The sequence below is a fragment of the Pseudomonas sp. S3_C06 genome, assembly GCF_054667675.1.
In genome coordinates this window covers 2956040-2969836 of the sequence record NZ_CP162747.1, presented here as the reverse complement: position 1 = coordinate 2969836, position 13797 = coordinate 2956040, and the positions used below count along the sequence as shown (strand labels likewise).

Annotated in this window: 15 protein-coding genes; 10 read left to right on the top strand and 5 right to left on the bottom strand. The window is 58.1% G+C overall.

Annotated elements, in window-relative coordinates; all coding sequences use genetic code 11:
* Positions 1–270: 270 nt before the first annotated feature.
* The gene (locus tag AB4N44_RS13090) at positions 271–2709 is read left to right on the top strand and encodes a Lon protease family protein (protein WP_095121721.1); all 2439 of its coding nucleotides are present in this window, start codon (positions 271–273) and stop codon (positions 2707–2709) included.
* Positions 2710–3021: 312 nt separating this feature from the next.
* Positions 3022–3339 carry a PA4575 family protein gene (locus AB4N44_RS13085; RefSeq protein WP_095121723.1) on the top strand — a complete coding sequence of 106 codons (318 nt, stop codon included), beginning with the start codon at positions 3022–3024 and terminating at the stop codon, positions 3337–3339.
* Positions 3340–3390: 51 nt separating this feature from the next.
* Here the strand turns inward: AB4N44_RS13085 and AB4N44_RS13080 are convergent, their stop codons facing one another.
* A complete protein-coding gene (locus tag AB4N44_RS13080; protein ID WP_316917132.1) occupies positions 3391–5220 on the bottom strand; it encodes a hypothetical protein in 1830 nt (609 codons plus the stop codon).
* A 161-nt stretch (positions 5221–5381) separates the two neighbouring features.
* Between AB4N44_RS13080 and AB4N44_RS13075 the strand changes: the two genes are divergently transcribed.
* From AB4N44_RS13075 to AB4N44_RS13065, 3 genes are all read left to right on the top strand, one after another.
* Positions 5382–5870 carry a TIGR00645 family protein gene (locus tag AB4N44_RS13075; protein WP_007909801.1) on the top strand — a complete coding sequence of 163 codons (489 nt, stop codon included), beginning with the start codon at positions 5382–5384 and terminating at the stop codon, positions 5868–5870.
* A gap of 135 nt (positions 5871–6005) precedes the next feature.
* On the top strand, positions 6006–6311 hold the full coding sequence (locus tag AB4N44_RS13070) for a DUF6482 family protein (RefSeq protein WP_095121727.1): 306 nt from the start codon (positions 6006–6008) through the stop codon (positions 6309–6311).
* Between the two features lie 122 nt (positions 6312–6433).
* Positions 6434–7051 carry an FKBP-type peptidyl-prolyl cis-trans isomerase gene (locus AB4N44_RS13065; protein WP_008078561.1) on the top strand — a complete coding sequence of 206 codons (618 nt, stop codon included), beginning with the start codon at positions 6434–6436 and terminating at the stop codon, positions 7049–7051.
* Positions 7052–7161: 110 nt separating this feature from the next.
* Here the strand turns inward: AB4N44_RS13065 and AB4N44_RS13060 are convergent, their stop codons facing one another.
* From AB4N44_RS13060 to AB4N44_RS13050, 3 genes are all read right to left on the bottom strand, one after another.
* Complete coding sequence (locus AB4N44_RS13060) at positions 7162–7419, bottom strand: PA4570 family protein (RefSeq protein WP_034153845.1); 258 nt, start codon at positions 7417–7419, stop codon at positions 7162–7164.
* Positions 7420–7624: 205 nt separating this feature from the next.
* Positions 7625–7966 (bottom strand): zinc ribbon domain-containing protein YjdM, encoded by a 342-nt coding sequence (locus tag AB4N44_RS13055; protein WP_016986200.1) that lies wholly within the window; start codon positions 7964–7966, stop codon positions 7625–7627.
* A 197-nt stretch (positions 7967–8163) separates the two neighbouring features.
* Positions 8164–9132 carry a polyprenyl synthetase family protein gene (locus tag AB4N44_RS13050; protein ID WP_127929839.1) on the bottom strand — a complete coding sequence of 323 codons (969 nt, stop codon included), beginning with the start codon at positions 9130–9132 and terminating at the stop codon, positions 8164–8166.
* 239 nt (positions 9133–9371) lie between these two features.
* On the opposite strand from AB4N44_RS13050, the gene rplU reads away from it, so the two are divergent.
* The 5 genes from rplU to AB4N44_RS13025 all read left to right on the top strand — a co-directional run bounded on the left by rplU (position 9372) and on the right by AB4N44_RS13025 (position 13115).
* Entirely contained in the window at positions 9372–9686 is a 315-nt protein-coding gene (gene rplU, locus AB4N44_RS13045) for a 50S ribosomal protein L21 (protein WP_003176051.1), read from the top strand.
* A 34-nt stretch (positions 9687–9720) separates the two neighbouring features.
* On the top strand, positions 9721–9978 hold the full coding sequence (gene rpmA, locus AB4N44_RS13040) for a 50S ribosomal protein L27 (protein ID WP_003176049.1): 258 nt from the start codon (positions 9721–9723) through the stop codon (positions 9976–9978).
* A gap of 193 nt (positions 9979–10171) precedes the next feature.
* A complete protein-coding gene (gene cgtA, locus AB4N44_RS13035; protein WP_150706882.1) occupies positions 10172–11395 on the top strand; it encodes an Obg family GTPase CgtA in 1224 nt (407 codons plus the stop codon).
* 123 nt (positions 11396–11518) lie between these two features.
* A complete protein-coding gene (gene proB, locus AB4N44_RS13030; RefSeq protein WP_150751790.1) occupies positions 11519–12637 on the top strand; it encodes a glutamate 5-kinase in 1119 nt (372 codons plus the stop codon).
* A gap of 10 nt (positions 12638–12647) precedes the next feature.
* Positions 12648–13115 (top strand): CreA family protein, encoded by a 468-nt coding sequence (locus AB4N44_RS13025; RefSeq protein ID WP_064392406.1) that lies wholly within the window; start codon positions 12648–12650, stop codon positions 13113–13115.
* Between the two features lie 182 nt (positions 13116–13297).
* On the opposite strand, the gene rpsT is transcribed toward AB4N44_RS13025, so the two are convergent.
* Positions 13298–13570, bottom strand: a complete 273-nt coding sequence (gene rpsT, locus AB4N44_RS13020; RefSeq protein WP_003228351.1) for a 30S ribosomal protein S20 — start codon at positions 13568–13570, stop codon at positions 13298–13300.
* Between the last annotated feature and the right edge of the window lie 227 nt (positions 13571–13797).

The window sequence follows — 13797 nt, the reverse complement described above, 5'->3', positions numbered from 1 at the left end:
GACAGGGTTCTGGCCCCCAAGCTCTGTACAAGACAGACCCAAACGAAGCCAGTGGGCCGGTATTAGTTCCAGCCGCGCAGTTTGGAGTTTAGGCACGTTCCTGCGGTTCCGTGATTTTTTACAAAAGATTCGGTAATGACCCCGGTTTCAGGGGGGCTGCTGTGCAGAGGCGCGGTTGTCTATGCTTTGTCACATGGCGCGCCTTGCCAGTGGGGCACGGGCGGCGCCAGAATGCCGCTATCTGCCCCGCCTGATTGTTAAGGAAGCCCGATGCCTGATCCTGTTGCTGCCAGCTTGCGTCTTGCGCCCGAAGCGCTGACCCGTCCGTTTTCCGCTGAACAGTTCAGCTTCACTACCACCAATGATCTGGAGCCCTTTCGCGGTGTGCTTGGCCAGGAACGCGCGGTCGAAGCCTTGCAGTTCGGTGTGGCCATGCCACGCCCCGGTTACAACGTCTTTGTCATGGGCGAGCCCGGCACCGGCCGCTTCTCGTTCGTCAAACGCTACCTGAAGGCCGAAGGCAAACGCCTGCAGACCCCGGCGGACTGGGTCTACGTCAACAATTTCGATGAGCCGCGCGAACCGCGAGCCCTGGAGTTGCCTTCGGGCACGGCCGGCGCCTTTATCGGTGACATCAACGGCTTGATCGACAACCTGCTGGCGACATTTCCCGCGGTGTTCGAGCACCCTTCCTACCAGCAGAAGAAAAGCGCCATCGACCGCGCCTTCAACCAGCGCTACGACAAGGCCCTCGACATCATCGAGCGCCTGGCCCTGGAAAAAGACGTCGCCTTGTACCGCGACGCCAGCAACATTGCCTTCACACCGATGCTCGACGGTAAAGCGCTGGACGAAGCGGAATTCGCTCAGTTGCCGGAAGCCGATCGTGAGCGTTTCCACGATGACATTTCCGGCCTCGAAGAACGTCTGAACGAAGAACTCGCCAGCCTGCCGCAATGGAAGCGCGAGTCGAACAATCAACTGCGCTCGCTCAACGAAGAAACCATCACCCTGGCCTTGCAGCCATTGTTGTCGCCGTTGTCGGAGAAGTACGCGGAAAACGCTGCGGTGTGCGGTTACCTGCAAGCGATGCAGGTCTATCTGTTGAAAACCGTGGTCGAGCAACTGGTCGACGACAGCAAGACCGACGCCGTTGCGCGCAAGCTGCTGGAAGAGCAATACGCGCCGAGCCTGGTGGTTGGTCATCCGGTCAGCGGCGGTGCGCCGGTGGTGTTCGAGCCGCACCCGACTTACGAAAACCTCTTCGGTCGCATCGAATACACCACCGATCAGGGGGCGCTCTACACCACCTATCGCCAGTTGCGTCCGGGTGCCTTGCACCGCGCCAACGGCGGTTTCCTGATTCTTGAAGCGGAAAAAATGCTCAGCGAGCCGTTCGTGTGGGACGCGCTGAAACGCGCCCTGCAATCGCGCAAACTGAAAATGGAATCACCGCTGGGCGAGATGGGCCGTTTCGCCACCGTGACCCTCAACCCGCAGCACATTCCGTTGCAGGTCAAAGTCATCATTATCGGTGCGCGTTCGCTTTACTACACGCTGCAAGACCTCGATCCGGACTTCCAGGAGATGTTCCGCGTTCTGGTGGATTTCGACGAAGACATCCCGATGGTCGACGAGAGCCTGGAGCAATTTGCCCAGCTCTTGAAAACCCGTACCTCGGAAGAAGGCATGGCACCGCTGACTGCCGATGCGGTGGCGCGTCTGGCCACTTACAGCGCACGTCTGGCCGAACACCAAGGGCGTTTGTCGGCGCGCATCGGCGATCTGTTCCAACTGGTCAGCGAGGCGGATTTCATCCGTCATCTGGCTGGCGATGAAATGACCGATGCCGGGCACATCGAACGCGCGCTGAAAGCCAAAGCCACACGGACTGGTCGTGTGTCGGCGCGGATTCTCGACGACATGCTCGCCGGGATCATCCTCATCGACACCGATGGCGCGGCGGTCGGCAAGTGCAACGGTCTGACCGTACTCGAAGTCGGCGATTCGGCGTTCGGTGTGCCGGCGCGGATTTCCGCCACGGTGTACCCGGGCGGCAGCGGCATCGTCGACATCGAGCGTGAGGTTAACCTTGGTCAACCGATCCACTCCAAAGGCGTGATGATCCTCACCGGGTATCTGGGCAGCCGTTACGCTCAGGAATTCCCGCTGGCGATTTCCGCGAGCATCGCACTCGAGCAATCCTACGGTTACGTCGATGGCGACAGTGCGTCGTTGGGCGAGGCGTGCACACTGATTTCGGCGCTGTCGAAAACGCCGTTGAAGCAGTGCTTCGCGATCACCGGTTCGATCAACCAGTTCGGTGAAGTGCAGGCAGTGGGCGGAGTCAACGAGAAGATCGAAGGCTTCTTCCGCCTCTGCGAAGCACGCGGCTTGACCGGCGAGCAGGGCGCGATCATTCCGCAGGCCAACGTTGCCACGCTGATGCTCGATGAGAAGGTCCTGGCGGCGGTGCGTGCCGGGCAGTTCCACGTGTACGCGGTGCGTCAGGCTGACGAGGCGCTAAGTCTGCTAGTGGGCGAGCCGGCCGGTGAGCCGAATGCCGACGGCGAATTCCCGGAAGGCAGTATCAACGCACGGGTGGTCGAGCGCTTGCGCGACATCGCTGAGATGATCAGCGAAGAAGACCTCAAGGAAGCCGAGAAAGAACTGGCGCAGGAGGCTTTGGCCGAAGCCAAACCGGCCTGAGCCTAAACGCGGTCACAAACTGTGGGAGCGAGCCTGCTCGCGAAAACGCTGTATCAGACGACGAATAAGTTGCCTGACACTCCGCATTCGCGAGCAGGCTCACTCCTACATTTGTTTTGTGTTGATCTTCAGGGAATTCGCCACATCTCTGACGCCAATATTCACACAATGACCATTCGGCGCCTTCTGGTTCTATCCAGCTTGCGCAGCGCACTTTTCTTCTATTCTCAGCTCAAGGATATCGACAGTATCACTGGATCGAGCCAGTCCTCCCGTGGGGGCTGAATACCGGCTTCACCGAGGGTCGCCGCCATGTCGCGCAACCTCTGTCTCACCCGTCAATGTCTGGGTCTGGTGACCCGAATCGAATGCGCCATCAAGCCGTTGGCCGGCGATAACGGCATGTGGACGCTGCTCTTCGCCGCCGGCATGGCCGGCGAACAACCTTCCGCCATCAAGGCGCAGGGCCCGTTTCATGGGCCGGTCGCCGCTGAATCGATACTCGACACCATTGTCGAAAGCCTGACCTTGCATGGTTACGAACTGGCCGACGATCCGCAGATCTGGAGCCTGCACCTGCAAGCCCAGCTGCGGCAGATCAACGGTGGACGTGGCCGCAGCCTGAATTAGGATCTACGCCTGCAGGAGCTGCCGCAGGCTGCGATCTTTTGATCCTGCACTTCAAGGCGCAGTCTCAGGCATTGGCGCCTTGTCGAGTTTGACCTCAAAGCCGTATTGCACGGTAGCGAGGTCGGTTCGCTGATAGGTTTCCACGTGGCTTGGGCGGCCATAAAAGTAATGCACGCCAAACAACGCCGGGCCTTCTGCGCCCGCGTCGTGGCTGACTGAAAGGATCTGCTTGAGATAGCTGCCGCTGTCATCCTTGACGAAGAAACGCCATTCGTTGGGCGCAAACAGTTTCAGGTCCACCACCAGCATGTTGTTCTTGATCTCCAGGCCTTTGGGCAGTGACTTGGCGTCGTACGTCTGTTTCGCCACCGTGGCGAGAAACAGCGGCATTGAGCCGACGGCAATCGCCGGGGTTTCCGGGAACAGATTCAAATCGTAAGTAATCGTCGCGCGCAGCGGATCGACTTGATACGCCTCGGGCGGCAGTTCGATCGGCTCATCGAGCTTGCCGCTGCGCTTTTCGGTGAAAAACGTGACGGGGCTGACACCCGGACTGAAGTCATCGCCCAGCAATTCATCGTTGAACGTGCGGCGATGGGAGAACTCGATGCGGGCAGCGCTCGGTTCTTCCACGGATTGATGGATGCGAATGCCGGCCTTCAGTTGTTCTTCGGTGAGGCTCGCACCCTTGAGCCAGTTGACCGCCAGGTCGTCGTAAACCGTCACTGACGGATCCAGTGGCTGGATGGTTTTCTCCGTGGTGTGCTGATTGAACGTGCGAATCGGCAGATCCAGCGGTTTACGCGTCACGGTCGCCGAGGAAAAATCCAGCACGCTGACTTCCAGGGTATCGATCGGGCCGTTGAAGTAGACCTTGTTATAGCGACGTGGATGTTTCTCCTCGAATGCCTGCTGCTCTTGCGTGAGCTGCTTTTCCAGCGTATCGCTCCAGCTCTTCTGCTGTTGCAGGTACGCCAGTTGTTTCTGGTAGAAGGCGACTTGCTCCGGACTCTCGTTGATCGAGCCGGCACGCACCAGATACTGGCCGGTTTTATCGCGGGCCTGGACGATCAGCGGATTGAGTTGGGCATCGGCGACTTCCGCGGCCAGCGGCAGGTTGTTGCTGAATTCGACCTCGGCGTAGTCCTTTTCAAGCTTCAGCAGTTTGACGCTGAGATTGTCGTTGGTGCGGGTCTGGCCGACGTCCTTTTGCGTCAGGTCGAAGCTGTACAGGCGGCGCGGCGCGATGACTTCGATCCGCCCTTGGAGGCTGACCGGTTGCGGCAGGGTCTTCTTGTCCACATCCAGTCCGTCAATGAACGGGTAGGTTACGGTCAGGTCATCGGGGTTGGTGACGTTGGAGCTGGAGGGGCTGAGCTGAATACCCGGATCGGTTTCCGACCATTCCGGCTGATAAGCGATCACGCGTTTGTTGCTCAACGTTACCGACTGCCATTCCACCCCATGGGGAAACAGGAAACCGCCGGGAATGTTCAGGTTGAAGGGGAACACCGGTTGCAGGTCGGTGAGGTAATCGGAGCTGGCGTCCTTGTGCAGCACGAACAGGCCATTGATAAAAGTGTCGACCAGCGTCTGCGGGGCAGGGTAGTGCTTGAGCACGGCGAGTGCGTCTTCGCCGTATTCGGTGCGCGGTGGATTGTCGCTCAGCTTGAGTTGCGCCCGTTCAAGCAACAGCAGTGAGCCGCCAAGTTCGGTGATGGCGTCCTTGAGTTTCGGATCGGTGATGGCGTCCAGCGACTGTTCGAACGTTGCGGTCTTTTCTTCAAGGCTGGCGGCGTGCTTCTCGTCGCCAGGCGAGCAACCGCTGATCAACAGTGCAAGGCAGATTCCGGCCGTCGTTATCGGTAATCGCACATCCATTTCCACGCGTCCTGTCTACAGTCACTGGGCTGTCAATGGTTTGGACACTAGCAGAAAAAAAATCACTCACACACGCAGGTGGCGGATTTTTCGGCGGTTTCTGGCTGTCATAGGTGGCTGTTATACTCGCCGCCATTTCCAGCCCCCCTGTGTGAGACTCAATGGAACGCTTTATCGAAAACGCAATGTACGCCTCGCGCTGGCTGCTGGCGCCAATCTATATCGGGCTGTCCCTCGGATTGCTGGCGCTGGCACTGAAATTTTTCCAGGAAGTTTTCCACATCCTGCCCAACGTGTTCTCGATGGCCGAGTCGGAACTGATTCTGGTGCTGCTGTCGCTGATCGATATGGCGCTGGTCGGCGGCCTGCTGGTCATGGTGATGATTTCCGGGTACGAGAACTTCGTCTCTGAACTGAACATCGATGAAGGCAAGGAAAAGCTCAGCTGGCTCGGCACCATGGACTCTTCGTCGCTGAAGATGAAAGTGGCAGCCTCAATCGTGGCGATCTCCTCGATCCACCTGCTGCGCATCTTCATGGACGCCAAGAACGTCGATCCCGAGCACTTGATGTGGTACGTGATCATCCACATGACCTTCGTCGTTTCGGCGTTCGCCATGGGTTACCTGGACAAGGTCACCAAGCACTGATCAACCGTTGATCGCTGCAAAAACACCGCCCGTCTGTTGCGAAACAGACGGGCGGTGTTGTTTGTGGCTTGTGCTTTGGTGCGCGCGGGCATATCCCTGTAGAGGTCCTGACTCGCCACGTTGTGAGGTGCGTTCATGAACCTGCAAGAGTTGAATGCGTTTGCCATCGCCAGGAAGGTTGATGAGTTGAACCTGATCTCCATGGAAGGCGGGATTTACCTGCTCGAAGCACGGATGCATGGCGCGGCGTATCCGTTGAGTGATCTCAAAGGCAACATGCTGACGCTACGCTCGGTTGAGCACGCGCGGGATTTGTTGCATGCCTTTCCGGTATTGCCATTCAACCTTGTACACACCTCGGTACATGACGAAATGTGTGGTCTGGGTCCCAGTGGCGAGGAAAGCCTGAAGGTGCCGCTCGCCTGGCGTTCAGCCCTGTAGGCGTTGCGCGCCATCGCCGGAACATCTGTGCTAGTCTGCTCGCCCTTTTGGTTCCGGGCGCGCCGGGACGCGCTGTGCACGCACGGCAAGTCTTGTGGCCGTCCGCACAGCGGAGCAGTGTCATGTCCGAAGTAAATCTGTCCACCGACGAAACCCGCGTCAGCTACGGCATCGGCCGTCAGCTGGGTGACCAGCTGCGCGACAACCCGCCACCGGGCGTTAGCCTGGACGCCATCCTGGCCGGTCTGACCGACGCTTTCGCCGGTAAGGAAAGCCGTGTGGGTCAGGAAGAAATGTCCGCCAGCTTCAAGGTTATCCGCGAAATCATGCAAGCCGAAGCCGCTGCCAAAGCTGAAGCCGCTGCTGGCGAAGGCCTGGCCTTCCTGGCTGAAAACGCCAAGCGTGACGGCATCACCACCCTGGCTTCCGGCCTGCAATTCGAAGTGCTGACTCAGGGCGAAGGCGCCAAGCCGACCCGTGAAGATCAAGTACGTACTCACTACCACGGCACCCTGATCGACGGCACTGTGTTCGACAGCTCCTACGAGCGTGGCCAGCCTGCAGAATTCCCGGTTGGCGGCGTGATCGCTGGCTGGACCGAAGCCCTGCAACTGATGAATGCCGGCAGCAAATGGCGTCTGTACGTGCCGAGCGAACTGGCTTACGGCGCTCAAGGCGTTGGCAGCATCCCGCCGCACAGCGTTCTGGTATTCGACGTCGAGCTGCTGGACGTTCTGTAAGACCTTTGTGGGAGCGAGCTTGCTCGCGAATGCAGGCGACTGGATCTAACTTGAGATTCGAGTTGAAGCCTTCGCGAGCAAGCTCGCTCCCACAGGTTTTGTATTACTGCTCATAGTTCTATCTTGTGATGCAGCTCACTGGTCGGGCGCAACGCCCGGGCATAGCAGAACAGGAACAGATTGCGCACCAGCTCCTTGAGCACCAATGGCTCGCTGGAATTGAGGCTGCTGACGTCCAGATCCCCTTGGTCTTGCAGTTCATGCAGGGCTTCTTCTTCAAGCACCGCACAGACTTCACCGGTTTCCCGATGGAGGATTCTGAGGTAAGGGTGTGGGCGATCCAGCCACGCGTCGATCAAATAAGTCATGGTTCTCATCTCCTTGTAGGGTTTCAATGAGAATAATTCTTATTCGTCAAATAGCAAGCGTCTATTGGCGGATTGTGAAATTTTCCGGGTAAAGATTGCGTAAGGTCAAAACGGCTGGCGTTTGGTTATTGCTTGGTTTTGCTGGGGCGGAGCGGGGAGGGCGAAGCTCCATCCCACGGCTGGCGCGGGATGGATGACAGTGGAATCAGACCTTTCTGACGAACTCGGATTTGAGCTTCATCGGGCCGATACCGTCGATCTTGCAGTCGATGTCGTGGTCGCCATCGCACAGACGGATGTTCTTGACCTTGGTGCCGACCTTGACCACCAGCGAGGTGCCCTTGACCTTCAGATCCTTGATCACGGTGATGGTGTCGCCGTCCTGCAGGACGTTGCCGACCGAATCTTTCTTCACGGCATCATCGGACGCCACTTCGGCTTCGCCGCTGGCAGACCACTCGTGGGCGCACTCCGGGCACACCAGTTGGGTGCCGTCTTCGTAGGTGTATTCGGAATTGCATTTCGGGCAGGGTGGCAACGTGCTCACTAAGGCTCCTTGGGATGTGGATCGCTAAAAGTCGCACATTGTATAGGGTTTTACGCGAGGGAGGGCATAGCGCAGAAACAACTGTGGGAGCGACGGTGCGACGATTCGACCTGCTCGCGAAGGCGTCAGGTCAGTCAACATTGAAGTCGACTGGCAGATCGCTTTCGCGAGCAGGCTCGCTCCCACAGTGGGCAGAATCAGTGCGTACGGGCGACCGCAAACTCACTCAGTTCAACCAGCGCATCCCGATATTCACTGGCCGGCAGTGCATCGAGGCACTTGATCGCACGGGCCACGTAATCACGGGCCAGTTGCGCGGTGTACTCAAGCGAGCCGGAGGCTTCCACAGCAATGCGGATGCTTTCCAGGTCTTCGATCCCGCCTTTCTGGATCGCCTGACGCACCAGAGCAGCCTGTTCAGCCGTACCTTCACGCATGGTGTAGATCAGCGGCAGGGTCGGCTTGCCTTCGGCCAGATCGTCACCGACGTTCTTGCCCAGGGTTTCCGCGTCGCCCTTGTAGTCGAGCAGGTCGTCGACCAACTGGAACGCCACACCGAGGTGATCACCGAAAGTACGCAGCGCTTCGCTCTGCTCGGCGGAGGCACCGGCCAGTGCCGCAGCACTGTGAGTCGAGGCTTCGAAGAGCATCGCGGTTTTGCCGCGGATGACTTCCATGTAGGTTTCTTCGGTAGTGCTGGCGTCGCGCACCTTGGACAGTTGCAGCACTTCGCCTTCGGCGATGATCCGCGTGGCCTGGGACAGAATCTTCATCACTGGCATCGAGCCCAGTTCGACCATCATTTCGAACGAGCGTGAGTACAGGAAGTCGCCGACCAGCACGCTTGGGGCGTTGCCCCACATGGCGTTGGCGGTCGAGCGGCCACGGCGCATGCCGGACATGTCGACCACGTCGTCATGCAGCAGGGTCGCAGTGTGCAGGAATTCGATGGTGGCGGCCAAAAGACGCATGTCGTCGCCTTCGCGACCAAGGGCCTTGCCACACAGCAACACTAATAAAGGACGCAGACGTTTGCCGCCGGCCGAGGTAATGTAATCGCCGATTTTCGATACCAGCGGTACTCGGGAAGTCAGCTGCTTCTTGATGATGCCGTCGACGGCGCTAAAATCGTCCGCCACCGCGCGGTAGAAAGCTTGGGGTTGCATCAGCGAGAGTCGCTCCAGAAGGGTTGCGCGGCATGCTAGGACTCACATCCAGAGCTGTCAAGGCGCGATGGACGGCTACTTGCGCGTCTCTCGCGGCTTGCGTACAATCGCGCACCCTGAACTTCCTGGGCAGCACCTGCCTTACGCAATTGCAACGGGCCTTCCAGCCTTATGCAGCCATGCCAGCCAATACCTCTTCTTATAAAGAGCTGGGTGAGCAGGATTATCGGAGAAATACCATGTCTTATGCAGTAATCGTTACTGGCGGCAAGCAGTACAAAGTCGCCCCAGGTGAATACCTGAAGATCGAAAAACTGGAAATCGCTACCGGCGAATCCGTTACCTTTGATCGCGTTCTGTTGGTTGCCAATGGCGACGACGTGAATATCGGCGCTCCAGTTGTTGCTGGCGCTACCGTTGTGGCTGAAGTGATCTCCCAAGGTCGTCACGATAAAGTTCGCATCATCAAGTTCCGTCGTCGTAAGCACCACATGAAGCGTATGGGCCACCGCCAGTGGTACACCGAGATCAAAATCACCGGTATTCAGGCTTAATTTCAGCCTAATTCCTCACTAGGAGAATTGACTCATGGCACACAAAAAAGCTGGTGGTAGTACCCGTAACGGTCGCGACTCAGAAGCCAAACGCCTTGGCGTTAAGATGTATGGCGGCCAGAAAATCATTCCGGGCAACATCATCGTGCGTCAGCGCGGCACCCAATTCCACGCTGGCTACGGCGTTGGCATGGGTAAGGATCACACCCTCTTCGCGAAAATCGAAGGCGTGATCAAGTTTGAAGTAAAAGGCGCGTTCAACCGCCGTTACGTGAGCGTTGTCGCAGCTTAATTGCGCGATCGCTGGAAAAGCCCTGTCTCGCGACGGGGCTTTTTCGTTTGTGGGGTGAGTCTCTTGCAAAACTGTTTGTATGGGCTGTCGGCGTGCGATGCAGGTCGTGTTTTGGGGTCGCTGCGCTCATTTTTGCAAGAGTCTTATGTCTTGATTGTTTTTCGGCTCGTCCGTATGGCGAGAGGCGTTGGTTATGAAGTTTGTTGATGAAGTATCGATTCGCGTAAAGGCTGGTGACGGCGGCAATGGCGCCATGAGTTTCCGTCGGGAAAAATTCATCGAAAACGGTGGCCCGAACGGCGGTGATGGCGGTGACGGCGGTTCCATCTACATGATGGCTGACGAAAACCTCAACACCCTGGTCGACTACCGTTACACCCGGCACTTCGACGCCGAGCGTGGCTCCAACGGTGGCAGCACTGACTGCACCGGTAAAAAAGGCGAGGACCTGATCCTGCGCGTGCCGGTCGGCACCACGGTGATCGACTCTGCTACCCAGGAAGTGATCGGCGACCTGACCAAGGCTGGCCAGAAACTGATGGTAGTGCAGGGTGGCTGGCACGGTCTGGGTAACACCCGTTTCAAATCCAGTACCAATCGTGCGCCGCGTCAGACCACGCCGGGTAAGCCGGGTGAGCAGCGTGATCTGAAACTGGAAATGAAAGTACTGGCTGACGTCGGTCTGCTGGGTTTGCCGAACGCCGGTAAAAGTACCTTTATCCGCTCCGTTTCGGCGGCCAAGCCAAAAGTCGCCGACTACCCGTTCACCACGCTGGTGCCGAACCTGGGTGTGGTCAGCGTCGATCGCTGGAAGAGCTTCGTCATTGCCGACATTCCGGGTCTGATCGAAGGCGCTTCCGACGGTGCCGGTCTGGGCATTCGCTTCCTCAAGCACTTGGCGCGTACCCGTCTGTTGCTGCACCTCGTCGACATGGCGCCTCTGGATGACAGCAGTGCACCGGATGCCGCTGAAGTGATCGTCAACGAGCTGATCAAATTCAGCCCGTCCCTGGCGGAGCGTGATCGCTGGCTGGTGCTGAACAAGTGCGACCAGATCCTTGAAGAAGAGCACGATGAGCGCGTCAAGGAAATCGTTGAGCGCCTGGAGTGGACCGGTCCGGTCTACGTGATCTCGGCCATCGCCAAGATTGGCACCGAGCGTCTGTGCCACGACATCATGCGTTACATGGAAGATCGTGCTGATCGTCTGGCCAATGACCCGGCTTACAAGGAAGAGCTGGCCGATCTCGATCAGCGCATCGAAGACGAAGCCCGCGCGCAACTGCAGGCGCTGGATGACAAGCGTGCCCTGCGTCGCAGCGGCGTGAAGTCGGTCCATGACATTGGCGATGATGACTGGGACGAAGAAGATGTGGATGACGAAGACGGTCCGGAAATCATTTACGTGCGTGACTGATTCGTTGCAGTAAACTTAAGCGCCGCTCAACCGAGCGGCGTTTTAGTATCTGGAAATCGCAAGTCACAAATAACGTCATGGGCGGCGCTGGGTCGCGCAGCCCTCAAGCTAAGGTTGAAGATGATGCGGAGCAAGGTGACAGGTGCGCAGCGTTGGGTCGTGAAGATCGGCAGCGCTTTGCTGACAGCTGATGGCAAAGGGCTGGATCGCGCGGCAATGGGTGTCTGGGTCGAGCAGATGGTGGCCTTGCATGAGGCTGGCGTCGAGTTGGTGCTGGTGTCCTCGGGGGCGGTGGCGGCCGGCATGAGTCGTTTGGGCTGGACCGCACGACCCAGTGCGATGCATGAGCTTCAGGCGGCTGCGGCTATCGGCCAGATGGGCTTGGTGCAGGCGTGGGAATCAAGCTTCGCCGAGCATGGTCGGCACACAGCGCAGATTCTCCTGACCCATGACGACCTGTCCGACCGCAAGCGTTACCTCAACGCCCGCAGCACCCTGCGCGCATTGGTTGAGCTGAAAGTCATCCCGGTGATCAACGAGAACGACACCGTGGTCACTGACGAAATCCGTTTCGGCGACAACGACACGCTGGCGGCGCTGGTGGCTAACCTGGTCGAGGCGGACCTGCTGGTGATCCTTACTGATCGCGACGGCATGTTCGACGCCGATCCGCGTAATAATCCCGATGCGCAGATGATTTACGAGGCGCGCGCTGATGATCCGACGCTGGATGCGGTCGCGGGTGGCACGGGTGGTGCGCTGGGGCGTGGCGGCATGCAGACCAAGCTGCGTGCGGCACGGCTGGCGGCGCGTTCCGGTGCGCACACCATTATCGTCGGTGGGCGCCTTGAGCGCGTGCTTGATCGCTTGAAGGCGGGTGAGCGCATCGGTACGTTGTTGTCGCCTGAGCGAGGCATGCTCGCGGCGCGCAAGCAATGGCTGGCCGGGCATCTGCAGACCCGTGGCACGCTGGTGCTGGATGATGGTGCAGTGTCGGCGTTGTCTCAGGGCAACAAGAGTTTGCTGCCCGTGGGGGTGAAATTGGTGCAGGGCAGTTTCCGTCGCGGCGAAATGGTGGTCTGTGTGGCGCCGGATGGTCGTGAGATTGCCCGTGGCCTGGCCAACTACAGCGCGCTGGAGGCACAAAAAATCATCGGTCAGTCGTCGGATGCGATTGTCGGTTTGCTCGGTTACATGGCGGAGCCTGAATTGGTTCACCGTGACAACCTGATTCTGGTTTAAGGAAAACTCGATGCGTTTAGCAAAAGGATTGTTGGGCTTGCTGATGGCGATGCCATTGCTGGCCTCGGCCGAGGAAATCGGTCAGGTGTCGACAGTGTTCAAGTTTGTCGGCCCGAACGACCGCATTGTGGTCGAGGCTTTCGATGATCCGAAAGTCGAAGGGGTTACCTGCTACCTGTCGCGCGCCAAGACGGGCGGTGTGAAGGGTGGTCTGGGTCTGGCTGAGGATCGCGCCGAAGCGTCGATCGCTTGCCGCCAGGTCGGCCCGATCAAGTTCAAGGGCGAGCTGAAGGATGGCGATGAGGTGTTCAAGGAGCGCACTTCGCTGGTATTCAAAACCATGCAGGTGGTGCGTTTCCTCGACAAGAAGCGCAATACGCTGGTGTATCTGGTCTACAGCGATCGCTTGATCGAGGGTAGCCCGCAGAATGCCGTGACCGCGATCCCGATCCTGCCGTGGGTACCCGTCCAGCAATAACGCCGCAAAACCAACTGTAGGAGTGAGCCTGCTCGCGATAGCGGTGTGTTAGTCAGCAAATATACATCTGACTAAAAGCTATCGCGAGCAGGCTCACTCCTACATTTTTTTTGCGCTGGATTTGTTAAATCACAGGCAATAAAAAACCGACCCTAAGGTCGGTTTTTTAATGACTACGTCGATTAAGCAGCTTCTTTCAGCGCTTTAACGTGGCCATTCAGACGGCTCTTATGACGAGCAGCCTTGTTCTTGTGGATGATGCCTTTATCGGCCATACGGTCGATAACTGGCACAGCCAGAACGTATGCAGCTTGAGCTTTTTCAGCGTCTTTTGCGTCGATGGCTTTAACTACATTCTTGATGTAGGTGCGAACCATGGAACGCAGGCTGGCGTTGTGGCTGCGACGCTTCTCAGCCTGTTTTGCACGTTTTTTGGCGGAAGGTGAGTTGGCCACCGTCGAGCTCCTCGAAAGACTTTTTAGGAAATAGCAAACAAAATAGGCCGCGAATCATGCCGATGAGTTGAAGTCTTGTCAAGGGCACTTGAAACGTTCCGCTAAGTGGTAGGTATAAAGAGGCGGGATATTTATTTCCGGCGCTTGACCTGTAAACTCGCGAGCTTTGGCTCTGTGCTGCTGCGGCGCGGAGTATCGCACAAGTAGGCGCTTTGTTCGCCTGCTGT

Excerpts from the sequence above, each read along its gene's own strand:
- AB4N44_RS13075 (WP_007909801.1), top strand. The coding sequence starts at position 5,382 with ATGGAACGCTTTATCGAAAACGCAATGTACGCCTCGCGCTGGCTGCTG.
- rplU (WP_003176051.1), top strand. The coding sequence starts at position 9,372 with ATGTCTTATGCAGTAATCGTTACTGGCGGCAAGCAGTACAAAGTCGCC.
- AB4N44_RS13050 (WP_127929839.1), bottom strand. The coding sequence starts at position 9,132 with ATGCAACCCCAAGCTTTCTACCGCGCGGTGGCGGACGATTTTAGCGCC.
- rpmA (WP_003176049.1), top strand. The coding sequence starts at position 9,721 with ATGGCACACAAAAAAGCTGGTGGTAGTACCCGTAACGGTCGCGACTCA.
- proB (WP_150751790.1), top strand. The coding sequence starts at position 11,519 with ATGCGGAGCAAGGTGACAGGTGCGCAGCGTTGGGTCGTGAAGATCGGC.
- AB4N44_RS13080 (WP_316917132.1), bottom strand. The coding sequence starts at position 5,220 with ATGGATGTGCGATTACCGATAACGACGGCCGGAATCTGCCTTGCACTG.
- AB4N44_RS13090 (WP_095121721.1), top strand. The coding sequence starts at position 271 with ATGCCTGATCCTGTTGCTGCCAGCTTGCGTCTTGCGCCCGAAGCGCTG.
- cgtA (WP_150706882.1), top strand. The coding sequence starts at position 10,172 with ATGAAGTTTGTTGATGAAGTATCGATTCGCGTAAAGGCTGGTGACGGC.
- AB4N44_RS13065 (WP_008078561.1), top strand. The coding sequence starts at position 6,434 with ATGTCCGAAGTAAATCTGTCCACCGACGAAACCCGCGTCAGCTACGGC.
- AB4N44_RS13085 (WP_095121723.1), top strand. The coding sequence starts at position 3,022 with ATGTCGCGCAACCTCTGTCTCACCCGTCAATGTCTGGGTCTGGTGACC.
- AB4N44_RS13070 (WP_095121727.1), top strand. The coding sequence starts at position 6,006 with ATGAACCTGCAAGAGTTGAATGCGTTTGCCATCGCCAGGAAGGTTGAT.
- AB4N44_RS13060 (WP_034153845.1), bottom strand. The coding sequence starts at position 7,419 with ATGACTTATTTGATCGACGCGTGGCTGGATCGCCCACACCCTTACCTC.
- AB4N44_RS13025 (WP_064392406.1), top strand. The coding sequence starts at position 12,648 with ATGCGTTTAGCAAAAGGATTGTTGGGCTTGCTGATGGCGATGCCATTG.